The following is a 19,525-nucleotide window of genomic DNA, read 5'->3' as shown; positions in this document are numbered from 1 at the left end:
CATTTTTAATGATGACGAGAATAAATAATGAATACTGAAGGATTACTCGCACAGCGCATCATAAATGTAAAAAGCTCGGCAATCCGTGAGTTGCTCAAGCACAGTAAAATGGAGCATGTGATCTCGCTGGCGGGTGGCATCCCTTCTGATGCGCTGTTTGACTTCGAAGGCTTGAGCATGGCTACTCAGCAGGCGATCACCGAACAACCGAAAAGCGCTTTCCAGTATGGATTGACGGAAGGGAGTTACCTGCTGCGCGAACGTATTTGTGAGCTATGTGCGGTGCGTGGCGTGCGTGCTCAGCCAGAAGATATATTGGTGACTGCGGGCTCTCAGCAGGCGCTGGATTTGGTGATGCGTGCGCTGATTAACCCCGGAGATGTGTTTGTCGTTGAGCGCCCGACCTATCTGGCCGCGCTGCAAACGCTGGAGTTGGCCGAAGCCCATGTGATGTCTGTCTCTTCAGACAGCGAAGGTATGGTGGTTGATGAGCTGGCTGAACTGCTGAAAACCCAGAAAATCAAAGGGGTTTATGTGGTGCCGAACTTTGGCAACCCCAGTGGGCTGACGCTGAGTACTGCACGCCGTGAGCAATTGGTTAAACTGGCTGCGGAACATAACTTCCTGATTGTTGAAGATGACCCTTACGGTGAGCTACGTTTCACTGATGAGCGCAATGCCACCTTGTATCAGATTTCTCAGCAGGTATTGGGCCATACAGAAAATATTATCTACACCTCTACCTTCTCCAAGATCCTGGCTCCAGGCCTACGTCTGGGCTGGGCGATCCTGCCACCCTTCCTGTTGCACAAAGTGGCTATTATCAAGCAAGCGGCCGATTTACATGCCAGCGCCTTGTCGCAGAGCATCGTTGAGTGTTATCTGGGGTTGGATCGTCTGCCAGCACAGATTGAAAAGCTCCGTGCCGCCTATAAACACAAAGGCGAGATCCTGGCGGACTTGGTTGAAAACGAGCTGGGTGATGTGATCAGCTTCGATAGGCCAAAAGGTGGCATGTTCCTGTGGGCGCGCTTCCGTGAGCCGTTCAATGCCACGGAATGGTTAAACACCACGCTGCAACAAGGGGTAGTGTTTGTTCCCGGTGAGTACTTCTTCTGTGACAAGCCGGACCGTTCTACCTTCCGCTTGTCATTTGCCACCGCTACCGAACCACAGATGCAAGAGGCGGTGGCGCGTCTGCGTCGTTCGCTGTAATCTTTCTACGGCGGTCTGGGGCTCCCCTAACCGCCGCATTCCACTCATCATTATTTAGTCATTATCCCGTCACGTTGCCTTCACCAAAGCGTTATTTTTCTGTCACCTGAACATGACATGTTATGCCCGGTATCTTTTTTCTTGGGCATTTCCCGCATTTTTCAGGAGTTAGCCATGTTGATTCAAATGATTAAAAAAACCACGCTGTGTGTTGCGTTGACCATGGTGGTCAGCACCCAGGCTATGGCAGTGACTGAGGTCCCCTTCTGGCATTCCATGGAAGGAGAACTGGGTGAAGTAGTGGACTCGCTGGCGAGTCGTTTTAATCAATCTCACCCTGATGTAAAAATCGTCCCTGTTTACAAGGGTAACTATGAACAAGGTCTGGCGGCAGGGATTGCGGCCTATCGTGCTGGTAAAGCGCCAGCGATTCTGCAGGTTTATGAAGTGGGTACCGCGACCATGATGGCGAGCAAAGCCATCAAGCCGGTCTATCAAGTATTCCAGGACTCTGGGATTAACTTTGATGAGTCAGTATTTGTACCGGCAGTGGCTGGCTACTACAGTGACAACCAAAGTGGTCGTCTGATATCCCAACCGTTTAATAGCTCTACTCCGGTGTTGTATTACAACAAAGAGGCCTTCAAGAAAGCGGGCTTGAACCCTGACCAGCCGCCAAAAACCTGGCAGGAACTGGCAGCGGATACTGCCAAATTGCGCGCAGCCGGTATCAAGTGTGGTTTTACCAGTGGTTGGTCGGGCTGGATCCAGTTAGAGAACTTTAGCGCCTGGCATGGAGTACCATTCGCCACTGAAAATAATGGCTTTGCTGGCACCAACGCCAAGTTGGAGTTCAACCAGCCATTACAGGTCAAGCATATTCAACTTTTGCAGGATATGCAGCAAAAAGGGGATTTCACCTACTTTGGTCGTAAGGGTGAGGCAACCGAGAAGTTCTATAATGGTGATTGTGCAATCATGACCGACTCTTCGGGCTCCATGGCCAGTATCCGTAAATATGCCAAATTTGATTTTGGCGTCGGCATGATGCCTTACCATGCGGGTGTGGAAACTGCACCGCAAAACGCCATTATCGGTGGTGCTAGCCTGTGGGTAATGAAGGGCAAGGACCCTGCTACCTATAAAGGTGTGGCGGAATTCATGCAATTCTTGGCACAGCCGGAAATCGCCGCCGAATGGCACCAGAAAACCGGTTATTTGCCGATCACCACTGCTGCTTATGAGCTGACCCGGCAACAAGGTTTCTACGACAAGTTTCCCGGTGCGGATGTCCCCACCCGTCAGATGCTGAACAAATCCCCATTACCGTTTACCAAGGGCTTGCGTCTGGGGAATATGCCACAGATCCGTACCGTGGTAGATGAAGAGCTGGAAAGCGTGTGGGCTGGCAAGAAAACGGTTCAGCAGGCGCTAGATACCGCAGTACAGCGGGGTGACGTACTGTTGCGTCGTTTCGAGGCCTCAACCAAGTAATCAGCAACACCATCCAAACGGGCGTTACTTGTGACGCCCGTTCTGCGTCGTTTTTCTTTCTATGAGTCCTTGATGATGAGTTCACACCGTCCCGGTTTCGGTTGCAGTTGGTTGCCTTATGTTCTGGTGTTGCCACAGTTGCTGATCACCGTGGTATTTTTCTTATGGCCTGCGGGTCAGGCGCTGTGGTACTCGGTACAACGTGTTGATCCCTTTGGCCTGTCCAGCCAGTTCGTTGGTTTGGATAATTTTAAGCAACTGCTACAAGATGGCTATTATCTAGAGTCTGTCTATACCACTTTAGTGTTCAGTTTTCTGGTCGCGGGTATCGGTTTATTGGTGTCGCTATTTTTTGCTGCGCTGGTGGACCATGTATTACGTGGTCGCCGTTTTTATCGCACGTTGATGATCATGCCCTATGCCGTCGCTCCAGCTGTAGCGGCGGTTTTGTGGAGTTTCCTGTTCAGCCCAGGTATGGGTTTGATTACCCACATTCTTGCTGGTTTTGGCTATGACTGGAATCATGCACAAAACAGTGGTCAGGCGATGTTCCTGGTGGTTCTGGCTTCAGTGTGGCAACAGATCAGTTATAACTTCCTGTTTTTCCTGGCTGGATTGCAAGCGATTCCCCGTTCGCTGATTGAAGCGGCCGCCATCGACGGAGCTGGGCCAGTACGGCGTTTCTTCAACCTGGTATTACCGCTGATTACTCCGGTGAGTTTTTTTCTGCTGGTGGTGAATCTGGTGTATGCCTTCTTCGATACTTTCGCGGTGATTGATGCCACCACTGCCGGTGGACCAGGGCAATCCACCACGACATTGATTTATAAAATTTATCGCGAGGGTTTTGCCGGGTTGGATCTGTCCAGCTCAGCGGCGCAATCGGTGGTGTTAATGGTGCTGGTGATTGGCCTGACGGTGATCCAGTTCCGCTTTGTTGAGCGTAAGGTGCGTTACCAATGATTGAGAACCGACGTGGGCTGGATATCTTCAGCCATATCATGCTGGTGGTGGGGGTATTGGTGGTGTTATTTCCACTGTATGTGGCGATTATCGCCGCTACTTTGGATGATCAGCAGATCTTCCAGACACCAATGCAATTAGTCCCTGGTGATCATCTGTGGGACAACATTCGCCATATTTGGCAAAGTGGGGTGGGCGCCCTAAAAGTGCCATTTTCGATGCTGTTGCTCAATAGTGTCATCATGGCGCTCGCCATCACCAGTGGCAAAATCGTCGTTTCGGTGCTTTCTGCCTATGCCATTGTCTATTTCCGTTTCCCATTACGTAGCTTGTTCTTCTGGTTGATCTTTATCACGCTGATGTTGCCGGTAGAAGTGCGCATTTTCCCCACGGTAGAGGTGATCTCCAACCTGAATCTGCTGGACAGTTATACCGGCCTGACATTGCCGCTCATGGCTTCAGCCACGGCGACCTTTTTATTACGCCAATTTTTTATGACTTTGCCACATGAACTGCTGGAAGCCGCGAGGATCGATGGGGCTGGGCCGATGCGTTTCTTTTGGGACATTGTGTTGCCATTATCAAAAACCAATCTGGCGGCGCTGTTTGTTATCACCTTTATCTACGGCTGGAATCAATACCTATGGCCATTGCTGGTCACCAGCGATGCCTCGATGAATACCGCGGTGGCGGGTATTCGTAGCATGATTTCCACTTCGGGTGGGCCGACACAATGGAACCAGGTGATGGCCGCCATGATCTTAACGTTAATCCCGCCATTGGCGGTGGTTCTTCTGATGCAGCGCTGGTTTGTGCGCGGTTTGGTCGATAGCGAGAAGTAAGGAATATCCTTTAGATGGCAGGTTTAAAACTACAAGCAGTCACCAAGTCTTATGACGGCAAAACGCCGGTGATCAAACAGATTGATCTCGACGTGGCGGACGGCGAATTTATTGTGATGGTGGGTCCCTCCGGCTGTGGTAAATCGACGTTATTGCGTATGGTCGCCGGGTTGGAGCGCACCACCTCCGGGGATATTTATATCGACGCTCAACGGGTGACGGAGCTGGAACCGAAAGATCGCGGTATTGCGATGGTGTTCCAGAACTACGCGCTGTATCCGCATATGAGTGTCTATGACAACATGGCCTACGGCCTGAAAATTCGTGGTTTTGGTAAACAGCAGATCCGCCAGCGGGTGGAAGAGGCTGCACGTATTCTTGAGTTGACCCCTTTGTTGCAACGCAAACCGCGAGAGCTGTCTGGTGGTCAGCGGCAGCGTGTGGCGATGGGGCGTGCGATTGTGCGTGAACCGGCGGTATTTCTGTTTGATGAGCCGTTATCTAACCTGGATGCCAAATTGCGTGTACAGATGCGCTTGGAGTTGCAGCAGTTACATCGCCGTTTGAAAACCACCAGCTTGTACGTTACACACGACCAGGTTGAGGCGATGACACTGGCACAACGTGTCATTGTGATGAACAAAGGGGTAGCGGAACAAATTGGCACACCGAGTGAAGTCTATCAACGCCCGGCTTCGCTGTTCGTGGCCAGTTTTATCGGCTCCCCGGCGATGAACTTATTCCCAGGTACACTCAGTGCCGAGGGTAAGCAGTTACAGTTGGCCGACGGCATGATGCTTGAATTGCCTGAACCACAACCCCAATGGGGGGGACGGGCATTGACGTTGGGTATCCGCCCGGAGCATATTCAACTGAGTTCCCATGAGCATGGTGGTATTCCCCTGGAACTGAAAACGCTAGAACTGTTGGGTGCGGATAACCTGGCGCATGGCGAGTGGGGCGGCGTGGGGGTGATTGTGCGCCTGAGTCATGAAATGTTGCCGCCTGTGGGCAGCACCTTATATTTGCAGTTGCCCGCATCGGCACTGCACTTTTTTGATACTGACAGTGGATTACGAATGAAATGAACAGCATAACCTGGCCTTATCCTCCTATTGCGGCCCATCGCGGCGGCGGTTCTCTGGCGCCAGAAAATACGCTGGCAGCGATTGATGTGGGGGCCCGTTACGGCCACACCATGATTGAATTTGACGCCAAGCTCGCGCTGGATGGGGAGATCTTCCTGCTGCATGACGACACCCTTGACCGCACCAGCAATGGCTGGGGGGTAGCGGGTGAATTGCCATGGGAGAAACTGGTGCAGTTGGATGCCGGCAACTGGTATAGCTCGGCCTTTAAAGGGGAGCGTCTACCGTTACTGGCTCAGGTCGCAGCACGTTGTAAACAGCACGGTATGATGGTCAACATTGAAATCAAACCTACTACTGGTTGTGATGAAGAGACCGGTCGCGTTGTGGCATTGGCTGCCAGGCAACTGTGGCAAGGGCAAACGGCTCCGCTGCTCTCTTCATTTTCGGTCCCAGCCTTGGCTGCCGCGCAGCGTAGCGTACCGGAATTACCCCGAGGCCTGCTGCTGGACCAATGGGATGACAACTGGCTTGAACTGACCCAACGCCTGGGTTGCGTGTCATTGCATATTAACCATAACGCACTGACTGCTGAACGGGTTAGCGCGTTAAAAGCCGCCGGGTTGCGTATTCTGGTGTATACCGTCAACAGCCCGGAACGCGCGCGCTTATTGCTGAGCTGGGGGGTAGATTGCATTTGTACCGACCGGATAGATTTAATTGGCCCGAATTTTTAAAGCGCTAAGGTAAGTCACCAGGGAAGGTGGCTGCTTTTACTCATTGACGCCTTAGTTTATCCGCTGTTGCCGCCACTCTCTGTTGCTAGAAGGGTGCTGGTCTAGCATCAATGTGCGGTCGTTGCTGGTATTGTGATAATTTATGCGCATGAATTATGTGGAGAAATGACTATGCGATCCCACGGCATCGAAAAAAAACGCAATACTAACGTCTACTTAAGTGCTGACTTGTTAGAGCAGGCCAAAGCACTGGAACTGAATCTTTCGGTAACGTTAAACCGAGCGCTTGAAGTCGCCGTCAAAACACGCCAGCGTGAGCGTTGGGTGGAGGAGAACCGTGCAGGCTTGGAAGCTTTAAATCACTTCGTTGAAGACAATGGACTTTTCTCGGATGATGACAGGTTTGGGGTACTGTAATGAAACTGTTCGCTGCTTATCTACGTGATGACATTGTAGCCGCTGTCGATTTGCTTATTTTAGGTATTTAGCTTCCTTCCAATGGAGCTTTATAGCTGTCGCTATTCAAATGTATGACGAGACCCATTGGTGGGCCTCGTGCTAAAAGGACAGCGCTGTTGCTATTTAAAAATACCCCACGTTTTTGTCAAATAACTCGAGTTGTTTAGATTCAAATTAAATTTCACGTACCAAGCGGAAGCCCCACATATTTGCACGCATTGGCCAGGAGTAATAGGCGGAGCGATAAGCGATGCGGACATTCTGCGGCATGTAATTCCAGGCACCTCCGCGCAATACTGGGAATTGAGAAACGCCAGTTTTTCTTGGTGCTTCAGTATAGGGCCCGGTCTCATAGGAACTTTCCCAAGCATCAGAAACCCATTCCCTTACATTTCCGGTAATATCATAGATGCCCCAATTATTGGGCTTAAAGTTAGCCACAGTAGCGGTATAAGGTGTTTTATCATCACATTTCGCCATAATAAACCGGAAACCAGTGGCTTTATCCGTTGATTCATCATAGAAAGTAGCGTAATTACATCCATCTTCAACTTTATTTCCCCAAAAATAGGGCGTATTGGTCCCCGCGCGAGCTGCATATTCCCATTCCGCTTCACTGGGCAAACGGTAGTGAACGCCAGTCTTGGCTGAGAGCCAAATGGCATAATCTTCAGCATCTGTACGTGTAACACAAGTGACTGGTGACATTGCACTTTGTTCAAAACCGGGATTTTCCCAAGATAAATTAGGCTGATACATTGCATATTCACGGTTGCTCATGGCCGGATATCCGGGGAAGGCTAAACAGCCCGCGGCCATTTCCCGCTTGGTTTCTTGCACAAATTGAGCAAAATCCTGAACGGTAACCTCTGTTGTCGATATGGCAAAGGCGTTGCCGATCTGTACAGCATGCCGGGGACTTTCCCAATCCGCACGATACTTGTCCACTTTAAGCGCTAGGTGTTCTTCTGGGGTTCCGCCCATTAAATAGTTACCTTTAGGTAAGACCACCATCTGGCTGCAATAAAAGTCTTCGCAATCTCTAAACTTTTGAAAGTCTTTCAACTTTTCTGCTGGCTTGGCACTGTTGGAACGTACAATGTTAATTTTAGAAAGCGGAATAGGGTTATTATTAAATAACATATCAAACTGTGCTTTCCATAATGACATATCAGCGCGTAAATAACGTGTTTGTAACTGCCCTCCAGGGAAAGTGTTATTGTCAAAGTCACCGCATAATTTCAACATCGCTTCTGCTTGTTTATTGAGCTGTCGGAAATTTTCGGTTATTTCCGCAGTGTTGTTGGTCTCTTTTGATAAAGAGTAGGCTTTATTTGATATTTCAGCAATGTCACTATAGGTTTTTTCACAGTATCCTGCTGGCCATGAACCTTTTTTTTCAGCTTCAGACAGAGTTTTAATAATACTGTTAGTCAATGCATTGACTTCATTTCCCGTTACCATTGGCGCAGCTTTGGTATAACAACTAAATAGAAGGGTTGGTAATGAGAGATAGGCGAATTTACTCATTGAGTTTGGTAGTTTCATACTTATTACTCCTTTTAAAACTGATTTTAGTGAAGCGAAGCCATGATTAGTGTTATTATTATTTTTTGATTATGATTTTTAGCCTGAAATAAAATTGTTCAATGAGTGATGCCGCCTCGATTTTTGAGGATGACAAAGTGAAAATAGGTCATTAACCATAAAGCTAACGATAATTCATCTATCAAAAGTGCGATAACATTCTGTTTATTGAGACGCTCAGTTGGCTATAGTGTTGTAAAAATGTGAAAAGAAGTTTAAAGCAACTAACAATAAGTGACTAGTGTGTTAATTTGGTAATCATTGTCCTGTTTGTGGAACGATGACGTGCCATGCAAGATTTAAATGACCTCTATTATTTTGTGCAAATTGTCAATCACGGCGGCTTCGCGCCAGCGGGGCGAGCATTGGGAATTCCTAAGTCCAAGCTTAGCCGACGCCTTGCCATGCTGGAGGATAGATTACAGGTTCGGTTGATTAAACGCTCGACGCGCCATTTCACCGTATCGGAAATCGGTAAAACCTACTATGACCATTGTCTGGCCATGTTGATCGAGGCAGAGGCGGCACAAGCGTCTATTGAAGAGGTCAGAGCGGAACCTCGTGGCAAGATCCGTATCACCTGTCCAGTAATGATACTGCAAGCCCATATTGGCACTATGCTGGCTGATTTTATGGCTCAACACCCGCTATTGACCGTGGAGTTAGAGGCGACGAGTCGACAAATTGACGTGATCAGTGAGGGGGTGGACCTGACAATTTATGTACAGCCTCCACCACTACAGGACAGTAATCTGGTGATGCGTATTTTGAGTGATTGCGGGCAAGCCCTGGTTGCCAGCCCTAAACTGATTGAACAATATGGAATCATCCCCACGTTACCCAGTGAGCTGAATGGGTTGCCAAGTATCAGTCGTCCTGGGCCACAAGCCAGTTGTTGGACCCTTTATGGCGCCAATAATGAACAGGAAATGGTCTATCACACTCCGCGTTTTATTACTGCGGATATGATGGCACTGAAAGAAGCGGTGTTAGCAGGGGTCGGTGTTGCACAATTGCCATTAATGGCGGTCAATAAACAGCTTGAGGAGGGTTCGTTAATCAATTTGCTACCACAATGGGCACCTGTTCGGGAAATAATCTATGTCGTTTTTTCCTCTAAACGTGGGTTGTTACCCTCTATTCGGTTGTTGATCGATTATCTGGTTCAGCGCTTTGCGCAACTGGATGTAGATTTATAAGTCGAACATGGAGACTTGAATTCAAGTAGGTAGCAGGACCGTAGTACCATGATTGCTCGCTATATGCACAGATGTAAACTCACATTCTGGCACTTTATCTGCTGCCTTCCGTTACAATCGCTTTATTCCATCCTTTAGAGTGAATTTGTTGTGTTACTTCTGGTTATTACCACCATTTTATGGGCTTTCTCTTTTAGCCTGATCGGCGAATATCTGGCAGGCCAGGTTGATAGTTGGTTTTCAGTATTGATGCGTGTTGGCTTGGCAGCCGTGGTCTTTTTGCCATTCCTGCGTTGGCGCAATATCCCGCTAAAGGTGATCTTGCTGTATATGCTGGTTGGTGCTTTTCAGCTTGGCATTATGTACTTGATCAGCTTCCGGGCGTTTATCTACCTGACAGTGCCGGAGTTCCTGCTGTTTACGGTATTGACGCCACTGTATATCACGCTGATTTATGACCTGCTCAGCCGTCGTCGTCTCTGCTGGAGTTATCTGTTCAGTGCCTTGCTGGCAGTACTGGGTGCGGCCATTATTCGCTATCACCAACTGAGTGATCATTTCTGGTGGGGGTTGCTATTAGTGCAAGCGGCAAACATCAGCTTTGCCATAGGTCTGGTGGGTTACAAACGCCTGATGGAAGTGCATCCGTTACCGCAGTCTGTGGCGTTCTCCTGGTTTTATTTGGGAGCGGTGGCAGTGTCAGTGGTGGCCTGGTTCTTGTGGGGTAACCCCAATCAATTGCCAACCACCTCACTGCAATGGGGTATTTTGCTGTGGTTAGGGGTGGTGGCTTCTGGGTTGGGCTACTTTATGTGGAACTACGGGGCAACTCAGGTAGATGCGGGCACCCTTGGCATTATGAACAATATGCATGTTCCGGCAGGTTTGTTAGTCAACTTATTGATCTGGGAACAACAACTGCATTGGGCCAGTTTTTTGGTCGGTGCTTCGATCCTGGTGGCTTCGCTCTGGGTACACCGCCGTTGGGTGGTGCCCAAAGTTAAATAATATCCGTGATTATTTCCGTTGCTGGTGGCTGGTAGCGGGATGGATGGCGTTGCGCACAAAGGGCAGATGCTCGCAGGCATGCTGCCCCGCTGAACGAATAAACGCTTCGGTCACTGCCTGGCGCTGCTCACCATCACGGGTAGCGGCATATAATCGGCTCCACAAACCCTCGCCGAGGGTTTTGGTCACCACCAGGCCTTGGCGTTCAAAACTTTCCACGACCCAGTGTGGGAGTGCGGCGATCCCCATACGCGCTGAAACCATCTGAATCAATAGCAGCGTGTTATCCACGTTCTTCAATGCTGGGCTAATGCCTGCCGGTTGCAGAAAATGCCGCCAGATATCCAGCCGTTGGCGCTGTACCGGATAGATCATCAGTGTTTCGTCACCGAGATCCTGTGGTTCGATATGGGGTTTATTGGCCAAAGGATGGTCGGGGGCCAAGATCAGGCGTACTTCAAAATCAAACAGCGGTGAATAATGCAGCCCGCTACGCGGCAGGATATCGGAAGTTAACACCACATCCAGTTCACCTTGTTGCAGCGCCGGTTGCGGATCAAAAGTGACACCGGATTTGAAATCAATCATCACCTGCGGGAAACGGCTACTGAAGTTATCTAGCGCCGGGGTCAACCATTGAATACAACTATGGCATTCGATGGCAATGCGCAATGCGGTTTGATGGGGCTCATGGCAGGCCTGTAGCGCCTGCTGGATCTGCGGCAGCACCTGTTCTGCCAGTTGCAACAGGATCTCACCTTGTGGGGTAAAGCGCAGTGGCTGACTTTTACGAACAAACAGTTTGAAGCCCAGACGTTGTTCCAGATCGCTAAACTGATGCGACAGTGCCGATTGTGTCTGATGGAGTTGCGCAGCAGCCGCAGCCAGTGAGCCGGTGTTACGCAGGGCTTGTAACGTCCGTAAGTGTTTCAGTTCGATCATGAGAGTCCTTCACAATGACAGTGAGCAAATTGCGCTTGTGGTTAATACAGTACCCGCAGATTATGGATGTGTAAACATCTGGATGGCTAAATGAGGGTATGACAATGGCAATTCTGAATCACACACTGGGTTTTCCACGCGTTGGTTTGCGCCGTGAACTCAAAAAAGCACAAGAAAGTTACTGGGCAGGGAATGCCACGCAGGAAGAGCTGCTGGCGACTGGCCGCGAACTGCGTGCTCGTCATTGGCAACAGCAAAAATTGGCGGGGGTGGATTTGCTACCGGTGGGGGACTTTGCCTGGTATGACCATGTGTTGACCACCAGCTTACTCTTGGGCAATGTGCCATCTCGTCACCAAAATAGCGATGGCTCCATCGATCTCGATACCCTGTTTCGTATTGCTCGTGGCCGTGCGCCCACCGGTCAACCCGCCGCAGCAGCAGAAATGACCAAATGGTTTAACACCAACTATCACTACATCGTGCCGGAGTTTACCCAAGGCCAGCAGTTCAAACTGGGTTGGACTCAACTGTTGGATGAGGTGGATGAAGCCTTGGCTTTAGGGCATAAAATCAAACCCGTCTTGTTGGGCCCGCTGACCTATCTGTGGTTGGGCAAAGTGAAGGGTGAACCGTTTGATCGCCTGTCATTGCTGACGGATATTTTGCCGGTTTACCAGCAAGTATTGGCTGAGCTGGCTAAACGCGGTATTGAATGGGTGCAGATTGATGAACCGGCGCTGGTGTTGGCGTTGCCGCAGGATTGGTTGGCAGCCTTTAAACCAGCCTATGACGCCTTGCAAGGGCCGGTCAAACTGCTATTGACCACTTACTTTGATAGCGTGAGTCATAACCTTGAAACCCTGCGTACTCTGCCGGTGCAAGGGTTGCATGTGGATCTGGTGGCAGGAAATGATGACCCCGTTAAGCTACATCATGAGTTGCCGAAAGAGTGGTTGCTTTCACTGGGGGTAATTAATGGTCGCAACGTTTGGCGGGCTGATTTGAGCCACTGGTTTGAACGCCTGCAACCGTTGCTCAACACGCGTCCGTTGTGGATAGGTACGTCTTGCTCACTGTTGCACAGCCCGATTGATTTAAGCGTAGAAAGCCGTTTGGATAGCGAGGTAAAGAGCTGGTTTGCTTTCGCCTTGCAAAAGTGTGCCGAGCTGGCATTGCTCAGTCATGCCTTGAATGCGCCAGGAGTAGGCCAGCAAGTGGAACTGGACGCTTACAGTGCGCCAATCCGCGCTCGCCGCCAATCTAGCCGGGTGCATAATGCTCAGGTTGAAAAGCGCTTGGCCGCCATTACCGGCAAAGATAGTGAGCGCCAGCACCCCTATGTGCAACGTGCTCAGGCTCAGCGTGATCGCTTTAACTTGCCTGCCTGGCCCACCACCACCATCGGCTCCTTCCCTCAGACCACTGAAATTCGCAGTTTGCGCCTGGATTTCAAACAAGGGCGCCTGGATAGCAAACATTACCGTACCAGCATCGGTGAACACATCAAACAAGCCATCGTCGAACAGGAACGTTTGGGGCTGGATGTGTTGGTGCATGGTGAGGCTGAACGTAACGATATGGTGGAATACTTCGGCGAACACCTTGATGGCTTTGTTTTTACCCAAAACGGTTGGGTACAAAGCTACGGTTCCCGCTGTGTGAAACCGCCGGTGATCATTGGTGATATCAGTCGTCCACAAGCCATTACGGTGGAGTGGGCCAAATTTGCCCAGTCGCTGACTGACAAACCGGTGAAAGGCATGTTGACCGGACCGGTGACCATTCTTTGCTGGTCATTCCCCCGTGAAGATGTAACGCGGGAAGTGATTGCCAAACAGATTGCCCTGGCATTGCGTGATGAGGTGGCGGATTTGGAAAAAGCCGGGATCGGTATTATTCAGATCGATGAGCCTGCATTACGTGAAGGTTTACCGCTGCGTCAATCTGATTGGGCGGCGTATCTGAAGTGGGCGGTGGATGCTTTTAAACTGAATGCTGCGGTGGCGCGAGATGACACCCAGATCCACACCCATATGTGTTATTGCGAGTTTAACGACATTATGGAAGCGATTGCCGCACTGGATGCGGACGTGATTACCATCGAAACCTCCCGTTCTGATATGGATTTGCTAGAGGTATTTAAAGAGTTTGATTATCCGAACGAGATCGGGCCAGGAGTATATGATATTCATTCACCGAATGTACCGAGCGTAGAGTGGATTGAAACCCTGTTGCGTAAAGCGGCGCAGAATATTCCGGCAGAACGTTTGTGGGTTAACCCCGATTGCGGCTTAAAAACCCGTGCTTGGCCAGAAACGCGTCAGTCATTGGCTAATATGGTCCAGGCCGCTCGACGTTTGCGTGAGCAGCAGATTTAATCGGGCAAGTAGCAAGATAATCGCTGTTTTTGGGTAGACCTTAGTGTCTGTCTTTATTTACCCCAGTCATAGAGCCGACTCTGTGACTGGGGCTTTTGTGTGAGTCGGCTCATCTGAACCTTGTATTTTCGGAATCAGCGCTATATGAACTTGATTGACGACGGGGATATAATCTGTATAGAGTAAATAAAATAATATACACGGAGTGGTTTATGGGTAATATAAATATATTAATGGAGTCAACATCTAATGGTCAGTTATTGAAAGAAATACATTATATTCTTGAAGACAATAGGCTGCCAATAGCATCAAAAGATGAATTAGATAGCCAAGTGATAGAGTTGGAAAAATATTTACATGGGAGTGAATATTCAGCCATTAATGCAAAAAAGAACAAGGTAAACATATGGACTGGCGTGCTTGCCTTACCGATTCTTATTTCCAGTATTTTACTTTATTTGACTAAATACACCAATTTTTTTGGTGTCGACCTGCTATCAGCAATAGAACCAAGTTTGACATTTTCTAATTTTATGACGTATCTTCCGGTAATCATAATTTATGCTTTGATTTTTTTCGGACTTATTCTTTATTTTTATTTTTTAAATAAAAAAGAAAAAAACATGATGATGGCTGTGATAGATCAATTCGTCAATAAAATCAATAAGTGAGAGCAAATTATATAGAACCATTCGAATGGTATGACGCATTTATGGATAACATAATTCGAGTGGCTTGTAGACAGTATGGTCAGTGCCTCGGCCATACTGTCTGCAGTGGGAAAATTTGAGTGCGACTGGCAAGGGGCGTTCGGTTCATTGACCTTGGTCTAACCATAAAAATACAGGGGCAAATGTGCCCCTGTGGGTTATTTGACGCCGACGACCCCATGCTGGGTAAACCATTTCAGCATACGTTGCCAGCCGTCGGTTGCCGCGGCGGCGTCATAGCTCAGGCGGTAATCTGCCAGGAAGGCATGACCGGCCTCCGGGTACACCACGATTTCAGCATCGGCATTGGCGGCGCGGATCGCCTGCCGCATAGTTTCCACGGTATCTTGTGGAATACTGCTGTCTTGACCACCGTACAGACCAAGCACCGGTGCAGAAAGGTGGGTAGCGATATCAACCGGGTGTTTCGGCGAAAGTGCGGTTTTTCCCCCCACCAACTTGCCATACCAGGCCACGGCAGCTTTTAACTGAGGATTGTGAGCCGCATACAACCAGGTAATCCGCCCTCCCCAGCAGAAACCGGTGATTGCCTGTTTACTGGCATCGCCACCATGACGGATTGCCCAGTTGAAGGTGTTATCCAGGTCCGCCAGAACTTGGCTGTCCGGAACTTGACTCACCAGTTGCTCTATTAGCTCACTGATTTCACTGTACTGTCGGGCATCCCCTTGGCGGAAATAGAGTTCTGGTGCAATCGCCAGATAACCCTGTTTTGCCAGGCGGCGACACAGGTCCTGAATATGTTCATGTACTCCAAAGATCTCCTGTACCACTAAAATGACCGGTAATGGACCCGAGTGATTGGCCGGTTTAGCGATATAGGCAGGGAGGAGGTCATCTTGTGAGGGAATGGTGGTCTCTCCAACATGAATCTGGTGATCATCGCTCTGGATGGTTGAGGTTGCTAAAGGCGCTACCGCAGGGGTGAATCCCCCTTTGGCTGGTTGTAGTGTTATTTCAGGTTCAGCTTTCATTGCAGGCTCCATGCGGTATCGAGAGGAAAACGCAACGGGGATTAATCAACTTGGCTATAACTTTGGTGTTAACTTTGGCTATAACTATAGGCCAAGTTACCACTTATATGGGTATGGGGGGGTATTTTGTGTTGTTGATGGGTTAACAAGATGAGCCAAAAAATAAACCAACTGAATCATCACAATGGGTAGACTTGGCATTTGGTGTGATTAATTTCACAGTAATAATGTAGATTGGTTTTTGTTTCTTTTTTAATGGTGATTATGATCACTCAATTTTCAAAGGATTTTCAGTAAAGTGAGCTTTTCCTCCTCCTATGCCCACTTTATAAGGAGCTACCCATGTCACAATCTGATGTTTTCCATCTTGGCCTGACAAAAAATGATTTACAAGGAGCGACGCTGGCCATTGTGCCTGGTGACCCGCAGCGTGTGGAGAAAATTGCCAAGCTGATGGACAAGGCAGTACATCTGGCTTCCCATCGTGAATTTACCTCCTGGCGTGCCGAGCTGGAGGGTAAGGCGGTGATTGTGTGTTCCACCGGTATTGGTGGTCCCTCTACCTCTATTGCGGTTGAAGAGTTGGCGCAATTGGGTATTCGCACTTTCTTGCGTATCGGGACTACGGGAGCGATTCAAACCAATATCAATGTTGGCGATGTGCTGGTCACCACGGCAGCGGTTCGCCTTGATGGTGCCAGCCTGCACTTTGCCCCGATGGAGTTCCCGGCAGTGGCGGATTTTGACTGTACCACTGCGCTAGTTGACGCCGCCAAGGCCTGCGGTGCAACCACCCATATCGGCATTACGGCCTCTTCGGATACCTTCTACCCAGGTCAGGAGCGTTACGATACCTACTCGGGGCGTGTGGTGAGTCATTTCAAAGGTTCTATGGCAGAGTGGCAATCGATGGGGGTGATGAACTACGAAATGGAATCCGCCACCCTACTGACCATGTGTGCCAGCCAGGGATTGCGCGCAGGGATGGTGGCCGGTGTGATTGTCAACCGTACCCAGCAGGAGATCCCGGATGCGCAAACCATGCAAAAAACTGAAAGTCAGGCGGTGAAAATCGTAGTGGAAGCCGCTCGTCGTTTGCTGTAATACGACACCCAAGTTGATTCAAGTTGCAGGATAAAAAGGCGAAGTGTTTTTGTTCTGTAGCTTGAATGGCGATGGAGTGTCATTGAGGTTCACCTTGGTGGGGCTGGTTTTCTTTGGGCCACTAACACGCCAGTCCGTTCACCATTCAACGCTAATCTGTTACGGTAACCCTCATTGTGATCATACTGTCGGTCCGTTTTTCCGATGATTGACGCCTTGTTGGCTGTGATGGCCGTTATCCCCAAACAATAAGTGAGAGGCCGTTTATGCCCACTAAGACTTTATTGCATCCTTCGCTGGTACCGCTTGATGGTGGTATCAATTTTCGCGATTTAGGTGGTAACAGTATGGCCGATGGCCGCCGTATCAAAAGTGGGCTGCTGTTCCGTTCGGGTTCCTTGGATCGCTTGAGTGAAAGTGACTGTGCTTTCCTGACCCAAGTGCCGGTATGTGCGGTGCTGGATTACCGTGACGCGGATGAAGTGCAGGCCAAACCCGATAGACTATGGCAATGTGTTGATTACCAAAATATTCCAGCCAATCCCCTCAGCCATGAAGTGAATGCCAATCTGGATAAACTGACCAGCGAGCTGCTTGCCGAGTTTGATGCCCGGGCGTTTATGCTAGAACTTTATCGCCGTTTACCGTTCAACAATGCGGCCTATCATCAACTGGCACAATGGCTGGTACAACCTGAAAGGGGGGCTATTGTGCAGCATTGTGCAGTGGGTAAGGACCGTACCGGGGTGGGGGCCGCGCTGGTATTACTGGCGTTAGGGGCGGATGAAGCCACCGTGATGGAAGATTATCTGTTGACGGAAACCACCTTGGCGGTGGTGCGTGAACAGATGCTGGCTCAACTCGCGACTCGTTTGAATGCCCCTGCCCTGGCGCAGTTTGCTTATGTACTCAGTGCGAAAGAAGAGTTTCTGGCGGCAGCTCTGGGGTGTATTCGTGAGCAATATGGCTCAACGGACCACTGGTTGCAGGCAGAATATGGCTTGGGGCCAAGCCAGCGGGAAAGTGTGCAGGCGTTCTATCTGGAATAACGTGCGGTTTAGGTTTAACGATGGGAAATGAAACAGTTACTTTCTAAAGGAGGATACTCTTGAACCTCTATGACATTATTGACTGGGTGAGTGAAGTGGTGCGCCAGCACCAAGGCTGGGCGGTGCCGATTGTCTTTGTTTTGGCATTTGGTGAGTCGCTGGCTTTCCTCTCTTTATTGTTACCTGCCACTGTCATTTTATTGGCTTTAGGGGCGCTGATTGGCGAAAGTGGTATCGCCTTCTGGCCAATCTGGACTGCTGCAGTTGCCGGGGCTTTTTTTGGTGATTGGCTTTCCTACTGGGTGGGCTATCACTATCAGGATCGGGTGGCTCAGATGTGGCCATTGTCGCGTAATCCGCAATTATTGGTGCGAGGGCATGCGTTTTTTGAACGTTGGGGCGTATTGGGCATCTTTTTTGGCCGCTTCTTCGGTCCGTTGCGCTCGGTGGTGCCACTGGTGGGTGGGATCTGTGCCATGCCACAAACCTTGTTTCAGATTGCCAATATCACTTCGGCGTTAATTTGGGCATTTGGTATCCTGGCTCCGGGCGCATTTGGTATAAAGTGGCTCAGCCAGTGGATGGGGTAAGATAGGTTACCCTGACCATGCTACTGATGCTGTGTCACTGAACTACCCCACTGTTGTTTTGCCCTGCAATTTCATTGAACTTGGGTAACGATAACCTTGTCACGCAGGCTCATGAGCGTCGCTAACCGCCTGCGGCCTGATTGATGACAAGTAGAGAAAGCCTAAGAACTCCCCATGATCCTCTAGTTAAGCGTTCAGGGTACCAGCGTGAGCTTAACGCCGTGCTGGGCTAACATGTCACGGGCACTTTCAGGTAGCTGCCCATCGGTGATTACCTGATCGATCACCTCCCAGCCAACAACCTTGAAGGTCCCCACTTTGCCATATTTCGAGGAGTCGCAGATAAGAATGCGTGTGGCGGCCGCCTCCACCACGGCACGTTTGACCGGCACCTTCTGCTCACTGGGGGTGGAGATTCCCATCACATCCCAAGAGGAAGAGGACAGAAATGCGATATCGAGATGCAGGTTGCTCAAGAAATGGGCTGTCGCCTCGCCGACGCAGGACTGGTTCTCCCGAATGACTTGGCCACCTGTATGGTAAAGACGCCCGCGAAAGTGATCGATGAGATAAGCACAGACCATGAAGTCATTGGTCACTATCATCAGATCTTCCCGCGGTGCCAGTTCACGGGCCAGTTCGAGAGAGGTGGTGCCGGCGTCAAGATAGATGGTACGGCCTTCGGCAACTTGAGCGGCGGCGCTACGTGCAATGGCTAGCTTGGCCTCTTGCATCAAGCCGCGTTTATCCGCATGGGTGGGTTCGCTCTTGATGCGCTGGGAGAGACTAACGCCTCCCGAGACGGAGAGAACTCGCCCTTTTTCTTCCAGTTTCTGGATATCGCGTCTGATGGTCATGTGGGAGACCTCCAGCCGCTCAGTCAACTCCGTGATGCTGATAGCACCACGTTCGGCCAGCAGGTGCAGGATCTGTTGTTGTCTTTCTACGGGGATCATGGGCAATCCGTAACGATAAAACGATATCTCATATTATCCCATCAGGGCGGGAAATTTTGATAAAAAACCGTATTTCTGTTTGTGATTCACGTAAATTCACATTCAAAGGCTATCAAAGCCATCATTCCTCTATCAAAACTGCAATTATCACAAAATTTAACATGTAAGCAGTTAAAAAATGTGATCGCCGCTTGATATTTCGCTAC

General features: G+C 49.7%; 18 protein-coding genes. 14 read left to right on the top strand and 4 right to left on the bottom strand.

What is annotated here, in order from left to right; translation table 11 throughout:
- Positions 1–27: 27 nt before the first annotated feature.
- From IO95_RS09460 to IO95_RS09430, 7 genes are all read left to right on the top strand, one after another.
- Complete coding sequence (locus IO95_RS09460; protein ID WP_023489784.1) at positions 28–1,215, top strand: PLP-dependent aminotransferase family protein; 1,188 nt, start codon at positions 28–30, stop codon at positions 1,213–1,215.
- Positions 1,216–1,389: 174 nt separating this feature from the next.
- On the top strand, positions 1,390–2,709 hold the full coding sequence (gene ugpB, locus IO95_RS09455; protein WP_023489783.1) for a sn-glycerol-3-phosphate ABC transporter substrate-binding protein UgpB: 1,320 nt from the start codon (positions 1,390–1,392) through the stop codon (positions 2,707–2,709).
- A gap of 75 nt (positions 2,710–2,784) precedes the next feature.
- Positions 2,785–3,672 carry a sn-glycerol-3-phosphate ABC transporter permease UgpA gene (gene ugpA / locus IO95_RS09450; RefSeq protein ID WP_037385071.1) on the top strand — a complete coding sequence of 296 codons (888 nt, stop codon included), beginning with the start codon at positions 2,785–2,787 and terminating at the stop codon, positions 3,670–3,672.
- A complete protein-coding gene (gene ugpE, locus IO95_RS09445) occupies positions 3,669–4,514 on the top strand; it encodes a sn-glycerol-3-phosphate ABC transporter permease UgpE (protein WP_023489781.1) in 846 nt (281 codons plus the stop codon). Before ugpA ends, ugpE begins: the two co-directional genes overlap by 4 nt.
- A 14-nt stretch (positions 4,515–4,528) precedes the next feature.
- Positions 4,529–5,602: a sn-glycerol-3-phosphate import ATP-binding protein UgpC gene (locus tag IO95_RS09440; protein WP_023489780.1), complete on the top strand. Its 1,074-nt coding sequence runs from the start codon at positions 4,529–4,531 to the stop codon at positions 5,600–5,602.
- Complete coding sequence (gene ugpQ / locus IO95_RS09435; protein WP_023489779.1) at positions 5,599–6,339, top strand: glycerophosphodiester phosphodiesterase; 741 nt, start codon at positions 5,599–5,601, stop codon at positions 6,337–6,339. The genes IO95_RS09440 and ugpQ overlap by 4 nt, the downstream gene beginning before the upstream one ends.
- Before the next feature lie 171 nt (positions 6,340–6,510).
- Positions 6,511–6,756, top strand: a complete 246-nt coding sequence (locus tag IO95_RS09430; RefSeq protein ID WP_023489778.1) for a type II toxin-antitoxin system CcdA family antitoxin — start codon at positions 6,511–6,513, stop codon at positions 6,754–6,756.
- 216 nt (positions 6,757–6,972) lie between these two features.
- On the opposite strand, the gene IO95_RS23470 is transcribed toward IO95_RS09430, so the two are convergent.
- Positions 6,973–8,346, bottom strand: a complete 1,374-nt coding sequence (locus IO95_RS23470) for an SUMF1/EgtB/PvdO family nonheme iron enzyme (RefSeq protein WP_051791171.1) — start codon at positions 8,344–8,346, stop codon at positions 6,973–6,975.
- A gap of 329 nt (positions 8,347–8,675) precedes the next feature.
- Between IO95_RS23470 and IO95_RS09420 the strand changes: the two genes are divergently transcribed.
- Positions 8,676–9,584: a LysR family transcriptional regulator gene (locus IO95_RS09420; protein ID WP_023492692.1), complete on the top strand. Its 909-nt coding sequence runs from the start codon at positions 8,676–8,678 to the stop codon at positions 9,582–9,584.
- 150 nt (positions 9,585–9,734) lie between these two features.
- Entirely contained in the window at positions 9,735–10,592 is an 858-nt protein-coding gene (locus IO95_RS09415; protein ID WP_023490481.1) for a carboxylate/amino acid/amine transporter, read from the top strand.
- A gap of 9 nt (positions 10,593–10,601) precedes the next feature.
- Here IO95_RS09415 and metR read toward each other — a convergent pair whose 3' ends face one another.
- Positions 10,602–11,534, bottom strand: coding sequence for an HTH-type transcriptional regulator MetR (metR, locus tag IO95_RS09410; RefSeq protein WP_023490482.1), 933 nt, complete (start codon positions 11,532–11,534; stop codon positions 10,602–10,604).
- A 104-nt stretch (positions 11,535–11,638) separates the two neighbouring features.
- Here metR and metE point away from each other — a divergent pair, with 104 nt between their 5' ends.
- Positions 11,639–13,915 carry a 5-methyltetrahydropteroyltriglutamate--homocysteine S-methyltransferase gene (metE, locus tag IO95_RS09405; protein WP_023490483.1) on the top strand — a complete coding sequence of 759 codons (2,277 nt, stop codon included), beginning with the start codon at positions 11,639–11,641 and terminating at the stop codon, positions 13,913–13,915.
- Between the two features lie 212 nt (positions 13,916–14,127).
- A complete protein-coding gene (locus IO95_RS09400; RefSeq protein ID WP_037385037.1) occupies positions 14,128–14,586 on the top strand; it encodes a DUF6097 family protein in 459 nt (152 codons plus the stop codon).
- A gap of 197 nt (positions 14,587–14,783) precedes the next feature.
- Here IO95_RS09400 and IO95_RS09395 read toward each other — a convergent pair whose 3' ends face one another.
- Entirely contained in the window at positions 14,784–15,620 is an 837-nt protein-coding gene (locus IO95_RS09395) for a dienelactone hydrolase family protein (protein ID WP_023492543.1), read from the bottom strand.
- A gap of 342 nt (positions 15,621–15,962) precedes the next feature.
- Between IO95_RS09395 and udp the strand changes: the two genes are divergently transcribed.
- The 3 genes from udp (at position 15,963) to IO95_RS09380 (ending at position 18,363) form a co-directional block, all read left to right on the top strand.
- On the top strand, positions 15,963–16,724 hold the full coding sequence (udp, locus tag IO95_RS09390) for a uridine phosphorylase (RefSeq protein ID WP_023491164.1): 762 nt from the start codon (positions 15,963–15,965) through the stop codon (positions 16,722–16,724).
- Between the two features lie 266 nt (positions 16,725–16,990).
- Positions 16,991–17,773: a tyrosine-protein phosphatase gene (locus IO95_RS09385; protein WP_023491163.1), complete on the top strand. Its 783-nt coding sequence runs from the start codon at positions 16,991–16,993 to the stop codon at positions 17,771–17,773.
- Positions 17,774–17,832: 59 nt separating this feature from the next.
- Positions 17,833–18,363, top strand: a complete 531-nt coding sequence (locus IO95_RS09380) for a DedA family protein (RefSeq protein ID WP_023491162.1) — start codon at positions 17,833–17,835, stop codon at positions 18,361–18,363.
- Positions 18,364–18,557: 194 nt separating this feature from the next.
- Here the strand turns inward: IO95_RS09380 and IO95_RS09375 are convergent, their stop codons facing one another.
- Positions 18,558–19,319 carry a DeoR/GlpR family DNA-binding transcription regulator gene (locus IO95_RS09375; protein WP_023491161.1) on the bottom strand — a complete coding sequence of 254 codons (762 nt, stop codon included), beginning with the start codon at positions 19,317–19,319 and terminating at the stop codon, positions 18,558–18,560.
- Between the last annotated feature and the right edge of the window lie 206 nt (positions 19,320–19,525).

The organism is Serratia sp. DD3 (assembly GCF_000496755.2).
This window is presented reverse-complemented; position numbering and strand designations above follow the sequence as displayed.